13 protein-coding genes are annotated in these 16,602 nt (G+C 53.6%); 8 read left to right on the forward strand and 5 right to left on the reverse strand.

The genetic code is table 11. From position 1 onward, the window contains the following. Nucleotides 1–54 precede the first annotated feature (54 nt). The 3 genes from HGO37_RS25340 to HGO37_RS25350 form a co-directional block, all read right to left on the reverse strand. A complete protein-coding gene (locus tag HGO37_RS25340; protein WP_250985793.1) occupies nt 55–1,746 on the reverse strand; it encodes an ABC transporter permease in 1,692 nt (563 codons plus the stop codon). Further along, on the reverse strand, nt 1,743–2,834 hold the full coding sequence (locus tag HGO37_RS25345; protein WP_250985794.1) for an ABC transporter ATP-binding protein: 1,092 nt from the start codon (nt 2,832–2,834) through the stop codon (nt 1,743–1,745). Before HGO37_RS25345 ends, HGO37_RS25340 begins: the two co-directional genes overlap by 4 nt. A 120-nt stretch (nt 2,835–2,954) precedes the next feature. After that, nucleotides 2,955–3,962 (reverse strand): extracellular solute-binding protein, encoded by a 1,008-nt coding sequence (locus HGO37_RS25350; RefSeq protein WP_250985795.1) that lies wholly within the window; start codon nt 3,960–3,962, stop codon nt 2,955–2,957. Between the two features lie 149 nt (nt 3,963–4,111). On the opposite strand from HGO37_RS25350, the gene HGO37_RS25355 reads away from it, so the two are divergent. Together HGO37_RS25355 and HGO37_RS25360 are read left to right on the forward strand one after the other, a co-directional pair. Continuing rightward, nucleotides 4,112–4,870, forward strand: coding sequence for an inositol monophosphatase family protein (locus HGO37_RS25355; RefSeq protein ID WP_250985796.1), 759 nt, complete (start codon nt 4,112–4,114; stop codon nt 4,868–4,870). Between the two features lie 253 nt (nt 4,871–5,123). Continuing rightward, nucleotides 5,124–5,300, forward strand: a complete 177-nt coding sequence (locus tag HGO37_RS25360; protein WP_250985797.1) for a hypothetical protein — start codon at nt 5,124–5,126, stop codon at nt 5,298–5,300. Between the two features lie 125 nt (nt 5,301–5,425). Here HGO37_RS25360 and HGO37_RS25365 read toward each other — a convergent pair whose 3' ends face one another. Both HGO37_RS25365 and HGO37_RS25370 read right to left on the reverse strand, forming a co-directional pair. Next, the gene (locus HGO37_RS25365; protein WP_250985798.1) at nt 5,426–5,848 is read right to left on the reverse strand and encodes a response regulator; all 423 of its coding nucleotides are present in this window, start codon (nt 5,846–5,848) and stop codon (nt 5,426–5,428) included. Further along, on the reverse strand, nt 5,845–6,969 hold the full coding sequence (locus tag HGO37_RS25370) for a PAS domain-containing protein (protein WP_250985799.1): 1,125 nt from the start codon (nt 6,967–6,969) through the stop codon (nt 5,845–5,847). The genes HGO37_RS25365 and HGO37_RS25370 overlap by 4 nt, the downstream gene beginning before the upstream one ends. Before the next feature lie 213 nt (nt 6,970–7,182). Here HGO37_RS25370 and HGO37_RS25375 point away from each other — a divergent pair, with 213 nt between their 5' ends. The 6 genes from HGO37_RS25375 (at nt 7,183) to HGO37_RS25400 (ending at nt 16,491) form a co-directional block, all read left to right on the forward strand. Next, the gene (locus HGO37_RS25375; protein WP_250985800.1) at nt 7,183–9,273 is read left to right on the forward strand and encodes a response regulator; all 2,091 of its coding nucleotides are present in this window, start codon (nt 7,183–7,185) and stop codon (nt 9,271–9,273) included. A 139-nt stretch (nt 9,274–9,412) separates the two neighbouring features. Further along, nucleotides 9,413–10,582: a sensor histidine kinase gene (locus tag HGO37_RS25380; protein WP_250985801.1), complete on the forward strand. Its 1,170-nt coding sequence runs from the start codon at nt 9,413–9,415 to the stop codon at nt 10,580–10,582. A gap of 697 nt (nt 10,583–11,279) precedes the next feature. Beyond that, nucleotides 11,280–13,718 carry a membrane-bound PQQ-dependent dehydrogenase, glucose/quinate/shikimate family gene (locus tag HGO37_RS25385; RefSeq protein WP_250985802.1) on the forward strand — a complete coding sequence of 813 codons (2,439 nt, stop codon included), beginning with the start codon at nt 11,280–11,282 and terminating at the stop codon, nt 13,716–13,718. 107 nt (nt 13,719–13,825) lie between these two features. After that, on the forward strand, nt 13,826–14,659 hold the full coding sequence (locus HGO37_RS25390; RefSeq protein WP_250985803.1) for an ABC transporter permease: 834 nt from the start codon (nt 13,826–13,828) through the stop codon (nt 14,657–14,659). A 33-nt stretch (nt 14,660–14,692) separates the two neighbouring features. Beyond that, nucleotides 14,693–15,730, forward strand: coding sequence for an ABC transporter substrate-binding protein (locus HGO37_RS25395; protein ID WP_250985804.1), 1,038 nt, complete (start codon nt 14,693–14,695; stop codon nt 15,728–15,730). Next, complete coding sequence (locus HGO37_RS25400; protein WP_250985805.1) at nt 15,727–16,491, forward strand: ABC transporter ATP-binding protein; 765 nt, start codon at nt 15,727–15,729, stop codon at nt 16,489–16,491. The genes HGO37_RS25395 and HGO37_RS25400 overlap by 4 nt, the downstream gene beginning before the upstream one ends. The last annotated feature ends 111 nt before the right edge of the window (nt 16,492–16,602 follow it).

Below are 16,602 nucleotides of genomic sequence, written 5' to 3' on the forward strand. Positions count from 1 at the left end.
ACTGCTTTTTTTGGCGGCACCTTTTGCTCCTGAAATCTGGCTGGGGGGCTGTGATTATACCAATGCCTCCTCGTTTTTGCCCATGAATGTGAAAAGTACAATAAGGGGTAAAAATGTCAGCAAAATTAGGACGCCGCCCAGTGCCGATGCGACCCCGAAATTGCCATTGACCACCTCATTGAAGATTTCGATGCTCACTGTCGTGGTTGCTCCCGATTGCAGGATCAGGGTGGCGCTGAGTTCGCGGATCGTGTTCGACCAGGTAAGAAGCACGCCCGACAGGATTGCCATGGAGAGAAGGGGCACCGTGACTTTTACAAACGTCATGGCTGGCCCGGCCCCCAGATTGACCGAAGCCTCTTCCGTGTCGCGTGACAATTGCTGAAGCGTGCTGACCGACGAGCGGACAGAGAATGGCAAGCGACGGATGAAATAGGCCAGGATAAGGATGAGTGCTGTCCCTGTCAGGGCAAAGGGAGGATGATGGTATGTCACCACCAGCCCAACGCCCAGCACGATGCCTGGAACCGCGTAGGAGAACATGACGATCGTGTCGAGCAGCGCACTGATCCTGCCCGGTCTTCTGACAATGATGTAGGCTATCATGGTGCCAATTATTGCGCACAGTATTGTCGCGCTACTGGTGTAAAGAATGGTGTTCCAGAGGGGTTTCGAGATCGTGGCGGCAATCCTGCGATAGTTATCAAGCGTGAACTCTGCAGTCAGAACGGGTCCGTTGGATTTGAGGAACGACGAGACGAGGATGTTGATCAGCGGTAAAACCGCAATACCCATCAACGTATAGACATATGCTGCTGCGGCGAGCCGCTTGCCAAATGTCTGCTCCTGCAAGGTCAAAGGACGTATGGCCGCCGTCGCATAGGAAAAGCGGGCCGAAAACCAGCGCTGTAACAGCAATGCCGCAGTTGTCACCGCCAAAAGTAAGACTGAAAGTGTGCTGGCAAGCACCGGCTGTCCGCCAAAATCATTCACAAACTCGCCGTAAATCAGGACCGGCAGAACACGGAACTTTTCGCCAAGAATAATTGGCGTTCCAAGATCGGTGAAGGATGCGATAAAAACCAGCAAACCCGCTGTTGTGATCGAGGGCAAAAGCAGGGGAGCAATGACCTTCACAAACGTTGCAAACTCCCCTGAACCGAGATTGCGTGCCGCGTCTTCAACACTCTGATCGATGGATTTCAAACCGGACGAGACCAGTAGGAATACGAAGGGAAAATATTGCAGCGTGAAGACAAAGATGATGCCAGGTGCGCCATAGATTGAAGGGAGCGGTATGCCGTATTGTGCAAAAAATGTCGTTAGCAAGCCGCTTCGGCCGAGCAGGATCACCCAGGAGTAAGACCCGATAAATGGCGGCGAAACAAAGGTTAGTACAACAACCGTCTTGATCAGGCTGCGCATCCAGATGTTGTAGCGGTTGACGTAATATGCTGCGGGTATCCCGACCAGAAGCGCCAGTACGGTCGCACTTATGCTGACAATGAAGCTGTTTATGATGGACCGGTAGTAATACGGTTCAGAGAAGAACATGATGTAGTTATCAAAGATGCTCTGATGGGCATCCTTGCCGGAAAAACTCAGGCCGATAATATTGTAGACTGGCAACAGCAGCAGCAGGGTGGTGATAACCAGCGCCGACACGGTAACAATGGGCCAGAAGCTGAAGATTCTTCCGATGGAACTCTGCCCGGATTGCATCTGGCTTGTCTTTGAAGGGCTCATGATTGCGCCCCCTGTTCGAATATTCTGACAGCCTGTCGCGACACGTTGAGGAGATATCGCCCACCGATGATTGGCATTTCCATGCCGCGTCGTCCCTGAAGCGAAACTGTCAGCAATCGTTCTGCACCGATGTCGAAGATCAACTTCAATGCTCCGCCCAGAAACTGCAGGTCAAACAGCGTTCCCTGAAATGCGTCGACGGGTGAACCGTCGATGGGCGAAATATCGATGTCTTGAGGGCGGATGGATACCGTACAGCTGCTGCCGGCTTGTCGGTTGCCAAAACCCGTGCCCTTGATGCGTCCGCCGCCCGGAAGCTCAATCAGAGTTGTGCCATCCGCGTCCGTGGCAATAATGGATGCCGGAAGAAGATTGTTTTCGCCAATGAAGCCCGCAACGAACAGCGTTTGTGGTTCCGAGTAGGTCCTGTGCGGCGTGTCTATCTGTTCGATCTGCCCGCCGCTCATCACCGCGATGCGATCGGACATCAGCAGGGCTTCTTCCTGATCGTGTGTAACGTAAATCGTGGTTATGCCGATCTGCCGTTGCAGGCTTCGAATTTCCGAGCGCAAATGCACACGCATTTCGGTATCGAGGTTGGAAAGTGGTTCATCCATCAGCAACACGTCCGGCTGGATGACCATGGCACGGGCCAATACCACCCGTTGCTGTTGCCCCCCGGAAAGCTCACGCGGTCGCCGGTGCGCAAGATGGCCTAGGCGGACGAGATCAAGCATTCGGCGAACTTCTTTTTCAATGTCGGCAGCGCTACGCCTGCGCGCCCGCAGACCGTAGGCTATATTGTCAAAGACGGTGAGATGAGGAAAAATCGCGTAATTCTGAAACACCATGCCGGTATTTCGCTGGTGCGGCGGCACATCGTCGATGATCCGGTCCCCGAAGCTGATATTGCCGGATGTTTGACGCATAAAGCCGGCGATCATGCGCAAAAGCGTGGTTTTGCCACAACCGCTGGAGCCGAGCAGCGTGAAGAATTCACCCTTGGCGATCTCGAAATTCACGTTGTTGACCGCGGTCGTATCGCCAAAACGTTTGGTTACAGAATTGATCGTGACAGATGTCGTCATCTTGCAGGCACCTTGATTGCATGAATGTCCCTGTCCGCGCGGAGAAAACCACGAGGCAAGCGAAGGGTAGAAAGCCGCTGGAGAAGATGCAGGGCATTCAAACCCTGCATCGTTTTAATCTCACTGGGTTTTGATGATGATTTTCTGCATCCGTGCAAGAATCTCGCCGCGCTTTGCGCTTGCCCAGTCACTATCGTAATCGATGATCTTGATTTCGCTCAAAGGCGTCATCTTGGGATGGCTCTCAATGCCCTTACGGGTCGGCCTGCGACCTGGGAAATGCTCAACGAGTTTCTTCTGAGCCTCTTCAGACAACAGATAATCCGAAAAAAGCTTGGCAGCATTGGGATTGGTGGAGCCTTTAATCAGGAACATGCCTTCCGGCTGTGCCAGGGTGCCGTCTTCCGGGTAGATAATATTGGCGGTGTTGGCGAGCACGTAATTGAAGGCTGCTTCTTCATATGTGACGCCGAGAGGGTATTCGCCACGGCCGACCTGCTGGAAAACAAGGCTCGACTTGAGAACGATGTTCATATTGACCGTCATATCCTCGACGATTTTCCATGCCTCGTCACCGCGACCGTATATCATGAGCCAGGTATTCAGCGCTGCAAGCGACGAGCTTGATTTGGATGGATCGGCGTGAACGACCTTGCCCTTCCATTGAGGAGCAGTGAGATCAGTCCATTTTTTTGGTTCGTCCTCCTGCTTGACAAGGCCTGAATTGCTCATGATGACCATGAGACTGGCTGCGAACGGTGTGTTGTAACCTTTCGCGTCGAGCATAGCAGGCTCAATATTGGCAAGTTCCGTTGACTTATACTGCTCGAAGAGTTCAGGGGCCGAGCCCCCGGTGTCGGAAAATCCACCCCAGAGCACATCACCGCCCGGACGGTCCTTTTCAGCACGAATACGGTTGAGCAATTCCCCCGTTCCGGCCTTCACAGTCGTGACGTTGATGCCGTATTTCTTCCCGAATTCCTGCGTGAAATAATCCACCATCTCCGAGGGGTGGGAAGCATAAACAACGAGATTTTTCTCGTGATCGGCGCCTTGCGCCCAAGCAGCAGTCCCCGCCAGCAACGATAGTCCTGTCAATGCGAGTACGTTCAAAAGCGTATTTGACATGATTTCGGTCCTCCACAAACCAGAAATTGGTCCGGCATTTAACCGGACGAGCCGGTCTCTCCTCCCGACTGTCACAATGTTAGTCACGGCTGTTGACAGTTGTCAATGCCGTATGACATTTGTGTTTTCAGCGTTGAGGGAGAGAGCAAATGCGGGAAGTACTAATCGGAATTGCGCAGCAGGCTGGCGAGATCGCACTGGCCTATTTCAACGGAGACATCGCTCCAGAAGTTGAAGAGAAGGGACACCTCGATCTTGTTACCCGCGCCGACAAGGATGTGGAGAGCTTCCTCGTTGCAGAACTGCTGAAACGCTATCCCGACGACGGAATAGTTGGAGAGGAAGGATCCGTGATCAACCCTGCGGCGGCACGGCAGTGGGTGATCGACCCGATAGACGGCACATTCAATTTCGTACGAAGAATGGATCAATGGGCTGTTTCAATTGGCCTTTTTGAAAACGGAAAACCCATTTACGGCGTGATCCACGCCCCCGCACGGCAGGAGACCATTTCGGGGGGGGTAGGTGCTGACGTTGTCTTCAACGGAAAGCGATTGGACCAACTGGCGGTTCTTGATCGTTCAAGAGGGGTGGTATCGCTTGGCTTTAGCACCGACACCCCCGTCGCTTCGGAAGTTGAGGCACTGCGCTTTATCCTCGAGGATCTGAAGTTTTCCTACCGCAACTGCGGCTCCACGACAGTCGCCTTCATGATGATGGCCACGGGTCAAATCGATGCAGTTCTTGGCTTTGGCGCACGCAGCTGGGACGTGATGGCAGGACTGGCAATTGTTGATCGAATGGGCGGTAAATGTTCAATCGACTGGAATGCGACAGGCCTGGAAGATAGGCTTGCATATGTTGCAGGGACGCCCGAAATTGTCGATCTTTTCGAGCCAGCACTCTAGGCTCAGTGCGACAACTGCGAAGTCGACTGCAACACAATTCCACGGCTAATTCGCGCAAATCGGCGAGGTCATCATGGGCCTCGTTCTGTTCGCCGATGTATCCCAGACACACAGCAGGTTTTAGCTCAGAAATCGTCCCTTTGCGGCACCACATCATGGAACAATGATTCGTCGAGCGCATTTTCTGCACAGGTTGCTGCCTTTTTTATTGATCGGTCTGTGGCCGCTCCAGGAAATTGCTGAGGAAATGACGTTGACGAAAAAAACGCTAATCGAGGTGTCCGTATCTGACTCGGACGGAAATCTCACGCCATTCGGCATCATGAATACAGAGCAAGCGGCGGAGCTTTCCGATGACAGCTATCACAAGACTGTCGCACATTCGGCTGTTGAAGAAGAGAGCAGCCAGAACGAGGTAGAGGAGATCTGATCCACTTCGGTAGGTGTTTCAGCTTTTCTGCGTCAACTGCGTTCGCTATTCGAGGTCGTTTTCGAACGGCTGACGGGCTGGTCGCTGGGAGTTAGCCAGCCCGGTGGCAGACGCTCGTTTTACTTTTAAGAGCGGCGGCTTGCCCGCGCATCATCCGCCAATACAAGGCTTGCTGGCGGCTCAAGACTTTCGTCTCCGTCGACGATTGCCGAGAGATAGGTCAGAGCATTTTTCATCCCGTTTGCGGTGTACGGTTTTTCGATCGCACCGAGTGCTCCGGCAAAATCGTCCGGGATTTTTTTGATGTTTCCGCTGACGAAGACGTAGGGTACGCCGTTTTGGGATAGTTCGCGTCCGAAATCTATGCCGGTAGCTCCGTCCATGAGATGAATATCGACAAATGCAAAATCTGGTTTTGTCGAGGCTAGTGCCCTTCGGGCTTGGTCGCTGCTCATTACCATGTCAGTAACCTCATGACCTGCCAGCTCGACTTCGCTCTCAAGCTCCATTGCGAGCAGCATTTCATCCTCAACTATCATTACCTTCAATGCGTCGTCTCCAAGTTTACATCAACAAGCACAGTAACGCTTACACTTGTCTTTCGGTTCTGTACGGTCCGCTCGATTTTTGCACCAAGCTGCAAAGCGGAAGCTTCGAGCAGCTTTCGACTGAACTGCGCGCGCTCCTTATCCACCTCAATCGGCTCTGATGTATCTTCAACCACGATGATAAAATGACCGTTAGTCCGTCGGACGACAACATGTATATCTCCCCCTTGACTCAGTCCTCGCAATACCGCATCACCGACCAGCTCGTTGACGACAAGCGATAGTGGTGTTGCTTTGACGGCCGGAACATGCACGGGTGAGAGATCAAGGGACAGGTGTATGTCTTTTCGGCCAGTTGCCTCGACCAGGTCGGTGACGAGTTCACGGGTGAACTCGGAAATGTCGAACTTCGAGACATCATCCAAGGTGAAAAGTTTGCGCTGAACGGTACTCAGGGCCTCGATCCTGTTAAGAACGGATTCAAGCGCCTGCTTCTGCCCCTGGTCAGTGGTTACGCGCGCCTGCATTTTTACGATGGAGGCCATCGTCAGTAGGTTGTTTTTTACGCGGTGATCAACTTCATGAACCAGGAGTGATTTGGCAGACAGTGCAGATCGAAGGTTGGCGGTTTGGCTGGCAACTTCCTCCTCGGCCTTGTGTCGAGCGGCGGCAAGGTCTGCCTCACGGCTTTTCACATGCGTGAAGTCAAGTTGCGAAGCGAAGAAGTATATGATCTTGCCACTATCGTCTCGCACGGGGCTGATGAACACTGCATTCCAGAATGTCGACCCGTCCTTGCGGTAATTGGTGACGTCGACCGCGACGTCTTCACCGGCCGCAATTGCTTTCCGCATCTTTTCAACGGCCGTGGGATCACTTTCGGGACCCTGCAAGATGCGACAGTTCTGCCCAATGACTTCTTCATTGGTGTAGCCGGTGAGTTTATTGAACGCAGCATTGCAGAAGATGATGGGATTGTCGTGTTGATTGGGGTCGGTGACGATCATCGGCATCCGTGTTGCCTTAAAGGCTGCAGCAAATGGATCTTCGCTAACGTGCCCGGACACTAGGCGATCACCGGCACTGCGGGCATCAGTTTGTTGCTGCTCTTTATCCGTCATTCTGGTTCCGTACTCTGCACAACTTACTTCACAATGAAGCTGGTTGATTTTGGTTCCTGAGCCGCAAAAACTAGAATAGGCCAAAGTTGTACGCAACCCTTAAGCCAAGAGGCTTACTGGCCTTTGTAATTTTTCGAATCGTCAAGTGTTTTCATTGACTTCGAGACGAAGCCACATATCTATTAGCGGACGAGTGTGCCTTGAGGATCATCGGTGACAAACGAAAACTTGGTCAAGCAGCCCGAACGTGATGACGATGATGCGCTATTTCGCAGCGACGCTCGAAGGCGTGCTTTGTTCGAAGCGATTGATGACGGTTTTTGCATCATAGAATTTATCGACGGTCCCGATGGCCCGATGAGTGATTATGTTCATGTGGAGTCCAACACGGGCTATGAACGCCAGACTGGTATCAAAGGAATTGTGGGAAAGCGTCTTCGCGAGATCGAACCTGATAACGCCGACGTTTGGCTGAAGATTTACGGGGATGTCCTGACAACTGGCGTGACGGTGCGCTTCGAGCAGGAGTTCAAGGCGATCAATCGCCACATTGAAGTATCTGCAACGCGACTTGAGCCTGCAAGCCTCAAGCAGGTTTCTGTTCTCTTCCGGGATATCACAACCCGCAAACAAGCGGAAAAAGCTCTGCGCGAAAGCGAGGCTGTGGCAAGAGAAAATATCCAGCGTGTTCAGCTTGCGCTGGCTGCCGGGGCCATTATCGGCACATGGTCTTGGGATGTTCAAGCGGACAAATTCACCGTCGATGATGCCTTTGCAACAGCATTCGGATTTGACCATTCTCTTGGCAGGACAGGGCTCAGTCTGGCGCAGGTTGTCGAGACGGTCCATCCTGACGACCAGGCCAGTTTGTCCAAAGCGATTGATGAGGCGCTGAAACGGGGAGGACCGTTTCTTCACCAGTATAGAACAAGGCGCTCGGACGGACACTACCGATGGCTGGAGGCAAATGGTCGTGTTGATCTTGGCCCCGACGGCCGTGCGATGCTTTTTCCCGGAGTGCTGCTCGACATCGAAAATCGCCGTGCCATTGAGCAGGAACGGGACAGGGCGACAAGTGAACTTCGTGCCTTGACCGAAACGCTTGAACAGCGCGTCGAGGATCGAACGAAAGCCCTCATGCAGGCCGAAGATGCTTTGCGACAGTCTCAGAAAATGGAGGCCGTTGGGCAACTCACGGGTGGACTTGCTCACGACTTCAACAACATTCTGGCTGGTATTGGCGGTAGCCTTGAGCTGATGAAGATGCGAATGGCTCAGGGGCGTATTGGTGACATTGACCGCTATCTGACGGGAGCACAAGGCGCTGTTAAACGGGCCGCGGGTCTGACACAGCGTCTGTTGGCGTTCTCAAGGCGCCAGACACTTGATCCAAAACCCTCGAATATCAATCGCGTCGTCACGGACATGCAGGACCTGGTGACGCGCAGCGTCGGGCCGGCAATCGATGTCGAAATTGCCTGCGCAGGCGGGCTTTGGACGGCCTTCGTTGATGTGGGCCAACTTGAAAATGCACTGCTTAACCTCTGTATCAATGCCCGAGATGCGATGCCTGACGGTGGCAAGCTGACCATTGAGACGGGAAACCGCTGGCTCGACGAACGTGCCGCCAGGGAGCGCGGCGTCCAGCCCGGCCAATATGTCTCGATGTGCGTCAGCGATACCGGGACGGGTATGACACAGGACGTTATATCCCGGGCCTTCGATCCATTTTTCACGACAAAACCGACCGGGCAGGGAACCGGACTTGGTCTTTCAATGGTCTACGGCTTTGCGGGTCAATCGGGTGGCGCGGCACGAATATATTCCGAGGTTGGCAAGGGCTCGATGGTCTGTATCTATTTGCCGCGACATCACGCTGATGGCGAAGTGGTAGAGGTTGTTGCGCTGGAAACCCCTGCAGCGCCAGCGTCAGGAAAAACAACGATTCTGGTCGTTGATGACGAACCTCTGGTCCGTATGGTAGCGGTCGAAGTGCTTGAGGAACTTGGTTATTTTGTTCTTGAAGCGGAAGACGCACCCTCCGCGTTGAAGGTCCTCGCGTCCCGCAATGACATAGACCTTCTTGTCACTGATGTTGGCTTGCCAAACGGTATAAATGGACGACAACTTGCCGATGCCGCGCGCAGCAGTCAGCCGGATCTGCCAGTGTTGTTTGTAACGGGTTATGCTGAAAACGCCGTTTTGAACCATGGCCATCTTGAGCGAGGCATGCAGGTGCTCACCAAACCAGTGGCAGCCGATGCACTTGCGAGACGCGTTGCGGATTTGACGGGTAAGTCATGAGAATTCCTGTTCAAGTTGCATTTTTGCGCAGGCCTCTTTCAGCGCCGCAATTGGGATGACTTTTGATTCAAATATCCTATTGTAACAAACTTGCCGCTGTCGTTGACATTCGGCTCTCTTCAACAGAGAAGAACGGACGATGACATACATAAACAGCCCGTCGGTCTCGTCTGACCTGATAATCGCCGAGCGAGACATTCTCGCACGTGTTGCCTTGGGTGGCCCACTCAAGGATGTGCTGAGGGACATTATTCTTCTCATTGAGAAGCCGGCGAATGGCGAGTTGCTTGCGTCGATACTTCTGACCACAGAGGATGGCAAAAATCTCGTTGAAGGAGCGGCGCCAAGCCTGCCTGCGGAATACAACGCGGCGGTGGACGGTATCCCGGTTGCCATCGGGGTTGGATCCTGTGGTACTGCTGCCTTTACGGGAGAGCAGGTCATGGTCAGCGATATCGCTGTCGATCCGCTTTGGACAAACTACCGTGATATTGCGCTGAAGCATGGTTTACGTGCCTGCTGGTCAATGCCGATCCGCGCTGCGGATGGCACCATCCTGGGAACCTTCGCCAATTACTACCAGGAACCACGTGAGCCGACCGAGCGAGACCTCGAAGTTATTGGCATGGTGACGCGAACGACCGCGATTGCCATTGAGCGCTATCGCAACGAACTGGCCCGCGAACGTGCTGAAGAGCAGCGTCTTCTTCTCATCCATGAACTGAACCACCGGGTGAAAAACGTGTTTGCGCTGGCAGATGCGATGGTCGCAATGACCGCGAAATCTGCGACCGGCGTAGATCATTTTTCTGCAGCGGTCAGGGGGCGTCTGCGTGCACTCGCACTTGCCCATGATCTCGTTCGTCCCAAGACTACCTCTGCAACACAGGACCTTTCGGACGCTGCCGTTCCGCTTCGGCAGATTATGGCGGATATTCTGGCACCGTATGACGGTGAAGCGTCCTCTGAAAAAATCACCTTTGTCGGAACAGATGATATTCGCGTTCCGTCGGCGCACATTACCGGTATTGCCCTGATCCTCCATGAGCTTGCCACCAATGCCGCGAAATATGGGGCGTTAAGTTCTGATCAAGGCCACCTCGTCATTTCATGTCGACATGTTGACAGCGTGCAAATCACCTGGAGTGAACGGGATGGACCGGCAAAAAGCGTGTCGGATCATACCGGATTTGGTTCGACGCTGATCAAGCGCACCGTGGGCAATTTGAATGGCAGGATTACATACGAATGGCGCAATGACGGTGTAGACATCATCATTGACCTGCCGTTCGGCACACTTCTGGTCTGACTGCTTCTCCTAGGAACCCTGTCCGGTTTAACGCGATGATGCGTTGAGGAGTTCAGGCCAGCGTTTCCTATAGCGGGAGGCGGCCATGGTGACGTTGACCGGTGCTGGGAGTATCGTGAATTGCATACTCGCCTGCTCATATGATCACGTGATTGTCAAAATGTCCGCTGCCAAGGCATCTCTCACATTGTGCGGGCCATGTGCGATCTTTCGCAGCAGTCCTGTCGATGAGACGAACCACTGCGGTTATCCGATTTGCCGTTGCGACAGGCAGCAGAGCGGGGCGTTCAATTTGCCACAGACAGGCTAACAGTAACGCAACCTGATTAACGACCATCACAGCCTTGAGCACGCGCGAGACACCCACCGGCGCGCCTTGAAAAGTAACAAGCCTCGTAGCGGGAATAGAGGCAAACGTGTCAACGTGATGGGGTGCAACAGTAAAAATAGTCAGCGAAATCAAAGTGATCTACACACGCCTACCGTGACTTAAAACGATGGCCAGCGCATGCAGGTTCTTGGAGGCGCCTATAAAGTAGATAAAAAATCCAACATTTTCGAGATCGGTTGATTAATCTATTGTGCAATGCAGCATTGACATTTATCACGTTAAATAGAGGCTGATGTGACATTCTGCCTCAGCACTCATCTCGGGACTTTCAGTCCTCCCCAATGAAATTAAATAGGAGTTTGAGCCATGCTAGCTCGGTTAGGCGGTATTGTATCCGCACTACTGGGAGCTGCGATCCTTTATTATGGAGCGCGGCTTGCAATCATCGGCGGCAGCTTTTTCTATGTGGTTATGGGCATCGGCCTGTTGATCGCAGGAATTCAAATCGCCCGGCAACGTCAGAACGGCTTGGGCATATATGCATTGACCCTTGCTGCGTCATTCATCTGGACCCTCTATGAAGTTGGGCTTGATAAGTGGCAGTGGATTCCACGAGGCGCGCTGATCATTTTCATCGGCTTGCTGCTTTCCCTGCCATTTGTCGTCAATGGTTTGCGCGACAAGCCTGCAAAACTCTGGTCCTTCAGCCTCACCAACGGTCCGCTTGCATTGCGCACTGTGGTTGCCCTCATCGCCGTCATGGGACTTGCCGTCTGGTTCATCGATCCGATGGAAAAGCAGGGCACCCTTGAAAAGGTTGCGACGGCTGGCGACACCGCAGTCGATCCCAGCGGTGTGGCCTATCCTGCCAATGACTGGATTGCCTATGGCGGCACAAATCTCGGCCAGCGTTATTCCGCGCTGAAAGACATCAACACCACCAATATCACCGGTTTGAAAGTCGCGTGGGAGCACCATACGGGCGATCTTCGCGAAGGTGACGCAGTTGACGCGAAAGAATACACTTTTGAGGCGACGCCGATCAAAGTGAACGGCCTGCTTTATTTCTGCACGCCGCACAACATCGTCCAGGCTTTGGAGCCGGAAACCGGCAAGCTCGCATGGTCCTTCGATCCGAAGATGCAGCGCGACAACCAGTTCCAGCATCAGACGTGCCGTGGTGTATCCTACGACGATTCCAGCGCCTATGTTCCACCTGCTGACACCGATCCTGTCAAGGTACAGGCGATTTCTGCCGCGGTGGCCGAGTGCCCACGCCGCATTATCGCCTCGTCTGTCGATGCGCGCCTCTACGCCTTGAATGCTGATACCGGTGCGCTTTGCACGACCTTCGGCGAGAACGGCTATGTTGACCTCAAAGCGCAGATGCCGAACCTGCAACGGGCGACCTATCAGCAAACGTCCGCTCCACTCGTGACCAAGGATCTTATCATCCTCGGCAGCGCAATTGCCGATAACTACTACGAGAATAACCCATCGGGCGTCATTCGCGCATATGACGTGCGCACCGGCGAAATCGTCTGGAAATTTGATGCTGGCAAACCGGACGACACACGTCCGCTACAAGCCGGTGAACTCTACGAGCCAAACTCGGCAGTTGCCTGGACACAGTTTGCAGCAGATGAAAACCTCGGTCTCGTCTATGTGCCGTTTGGCAACAAGTCTCCAGACCAGGTTGGCGTGTTCCGTTCGGAAGAAGATCAGGCCTATGTCGATGCTCTTGCAGCACTCGATGTCAAGACCGGCCGAATGGTTTGGAAATTCCAGACGTCCTACCACGATCTCTGGGACCGTGATAACCCGTCACAGCCAGTTCTGCTGAATCTGCCACATGATGGTGCAGACGTTCCTGCGATCCTCATCCCGACCAAGATTGGTAATATTTGGGTTCTAGATCGCCGTGACGGCAAAGCAATCCAGCCAGTTCGGGACATGAAGGTATCGACTGAAACCGATATACCGAACGAAAAACTGTCACCTGTGCAGCCCATGTCGGGCCTGAGCTTTACGCCTGCACCGCTGACAGAAGCCGACATGTGGGGAACAACACCTTTCGACCAGATCGAATGCAGGGTCACGTTCCGCTCAAACCGCTATGACGGCAATTCGTTCACCCCTCCAACAACGACTGGTTCGATTGTTTGGCCGGGTAATATCGGTGTCTTCAACTGGGGTTCGGTCGCGGTTGACCCGGTCAACCGGTGGATGATCGCCACACCGCAATATCTGCCATACGTCTACAAGCTGTTTCCGCGTCCGGAAGGCGACTTGAACAAGCGTATGTTCGGCAAGCCGGGTGAAGCAGGCGGTGAGTCCAAACCGGGCAACGAAAACCTCGGCGGTCCATATGCCGTATCCATTTCCCACATGCGTTCGTCGCTGCAGGTGCCATGCAACACGCCGCCATGGGGTGTTCGGGTTGGCGTCAATCTCGCTGATGGCACGACCGCATGGAAACACCGCAATGGCACTGTTGCCGGCCAGAAGGTCGCCGGCATCCAGTTCCCGATCCCGTTCGAAATGGGCATGCTTGCCCATGGCGGAACACTGACAACGGCAGGTGGCGTAGCATTCACGGGCGCGGCTCTTGATGACATCATCCGCGCCTATGACATGCAGACCGGCAAGACGCTTTGGCAGCACAAGTTGCCAGCAGGCGGTCAGGCGACCCCGATGACCTACCGTGGTAAAGACGACAAACAATATGTTGTCATTGCCGCAGGCGGCCACGGATCGTTGGGCACCACTGCCGGAGACTCCGTCATAGCCTATAGGCTGGATTAAGTTAGACTATGAGAGACCGGCGCGGGCAAACTCGACCGCGCCGGTTACACGTCGGTCGCAGGTGATATTCTGTAAAATGCCGCGTCTTTTGCGGCGGGATGAATTTCATGACGTCACTTAAGGCATGGATATGCAACGAGCTGGGTTCGTTCCGCGATGACCTGGATTGGCTTTGGCGTGTGCCATTGCATGTCTGGCTTCGGCTTCCTGTATTGCTGCTTGTCTTGTTGGCATGGATATGGATGGCCCGCGTCCTTCCAAACGGCTTCTTTGCCGGGCCAACACTGACCATTGATGCCTTTTTCCTGATGCTGGCTGACAATCGTCAGGATTTCCTGATCGCGTTGGGGACAACACTTTTTGTCTATCTCGCGGGATTTCTGCTCGCCGCCGTGGTAGGAATTTTGCTCGGTGCGTTTTTTGGCGGCATACCGCTTTTGTCTAGAACTTTCGCGCCCTTCATCCATGCCGTGGCAGCGTTGCCCGTCATTGCACTGATACCGCTTATCGTTCTGCTTCTTGGGTTGGGCTGGCAGGCAAAGGTTTTGATTATCGCACTCGGTGCGGTCATGCCTGTGCTTGTAAACACCCAGACAGGGGTACAAACCTTGGACTCCGATTTGCGCGAGATGGCCGCCGCATATAATATTTCTTTGACAGGCCGCGTCAGGCATTTCTACCTGCCTGCAGCATTGCCGCAGATCATGGCCGGCTTACGTCTTGGAGCGATTGCCGGCCTTGTCACATCGGTTATTGCAGATTTCTACACCGCAATGACCGGTCTTGGCGCCCTCCTGCAGGCATATGGCAACAGTTTCCGCATGGACCGTTATCTGGCGGTTGTCCTGACTTATGCGGCTATCGGCACGGTGTTCACCGGCCTGCTATCCTTGCTGGAAAATCGTCTTTCACCGCCATCGCGACGCCGCTACCTGGCCTGAAATCTTACCGTATCCTGATAGGCAACAATTGAGATGAAACACATTATCAAGGCTATTGGTGTCACCATAGCGTTCGGCTTGAGCTTTTCAGCGGGGCCTGTGCTTGCTGATCCGTTTCGCATTATTGTGACGGAAACCGAAACACCGCTCGTTCCAAACTCGCTTCTTTATCTGGCCAAGGAAGAAGGTTACTTCGACAGGGCTGGTGTCGACGTGAAGCTGGTGCCAACAGCGCAAACGCCCATGGCCGTGGCGGCCCTTCGCTCGGGGCAGGGCGAAATGGCCAACATCTCCGTTGATGCGCTGATTTCCTTGCATCGTGAAGGCGTGAATGATGTGGTTGCCATTCATTCCTCGGGCAAAACGATCCCCTACGTCATTGCCGGCCGAAAAGATTTGACGCTTGAAACCATGGCCGGATCCTCATTTGGAATAGGCCGTATCCGTAGCCTCGACCATGAATTGTCCAGCCGAGTTCTGGAGGGTCATCGAGTGAATATCGACACCTTGCAACTTGTGCCCCTTGGTGAACCAAAGGTTCGCGCCCAGGCGCTGGCGACTGGACGTATCGACGCAACCACCATGTCGATCGGTTCGTTTCTTGCCATGCCTGAACGTGACCGTTTCAAGATTTTGGTCGATGTCACCGACTTCTTCGAGACCGTTCCGCTGGTGACCAAGGTTGACGTCTTGCGGCGCGATACACTTGAGACACGCGCAGACGAGGTGGACAAGGTCCTTGAGGCCCTGACCCTGGCGGCCAGGGATTATGCACAGTCACCTGAAAAATGGGTGGAAGCCATGGAACGGGCGCGACCCGATGTCAAATTCGCAACACTTTCCGAACTGGCAAAAATTTATCAGGGTAGCTGGACCGTAAATGGCGGCTTGCAATTTGGAGAGCTGATTTATACTGCCAAGAACACTCAGTCAGGTGTTGTTCTGAAAGTGGATGGCGAAGATACACCATTTCGTATCGAGGTTGAAAACTGGGCAAACTTCTCTCCCATGGATCGTGTTCTCACAAAAATCGGCACTTCCGATCTTGGCGATACGTTGGATCGTGAATGACCAGCGCGCAACGCCCCCTTTTGAATGTTAAGGCTCTGAACCATGACTACTCAGGTGTCGCGGTATTGAGCGACATCAATCTTGAGGTTGCTACGGGAGAAAGGGTCGTCATTTTGGGACCTTCCGGTTGCGGCAAGACGAGCCTTTTGCACATACTGAGTGGTCTTATGTCCGCCCGCAGCGGTACCGTCGACATTGAGGGAAAAGCGCCACAGCCGGGTGTAAGTTCGGCGCTGGTGTTCCAGAATCCGCGCTTGCTGCCATGGCGAAATTCTGCAGGCAACATCGGCGTGGTTTTGAAATCGAACTCAAAACAGCAGAAAAAACAGCGCATCGATGAGTTGCTGTCGCGAGTTGGGCTGCAGGATCATGCATGCAAATGGCCACATGAACTTTCGGGTGGCATGAAACAGCGTCTGGCGCTGGCCAGGGCGCTGGCTCTGCAAGCTCCTCTTTTGCTGCTTGATGAACCCTTTGCCAATCTCGATCCCCTTGCTAGGGAAGACATGCAGGGCGTGTTAACGAACCTGACATCGCTATCATCGGAGGCATCCGTGACAACTGTTCTTGTCACCCATTCGGTAGAAGAAGCACTGATTGTTGGTGATCGGATCATCTTGATGGCCAGATCGCCGGGTCGCTTTGTCAAAGAGATCCGTTTGTCACTGAGCGCAAATGGTGAAGATCGTCGTGCATCACCAGAGTTTTACACACATCTGGCAGACATTTCGAACCAACTCCGATCCATCGCAAGGGCTTGATAAAGGACAGCGGTAGAACAAATTGGAACATACGTCGGTACATTTCCACGAATGCGGACCGTAAAAACTCGCGATTTCCGGAAAGTCAGGGCGATAGCTCGCCCTGTAGAG

It is taken from the genome of Rhizobium sp. CG4 (assembly GCF_023701965.1).
Classification (GTDB): Bacteria; Pseudomonadota; Alphaproteobacteria; order Rhizobiales; family Rhizobiaceae; genus Agrobacterium.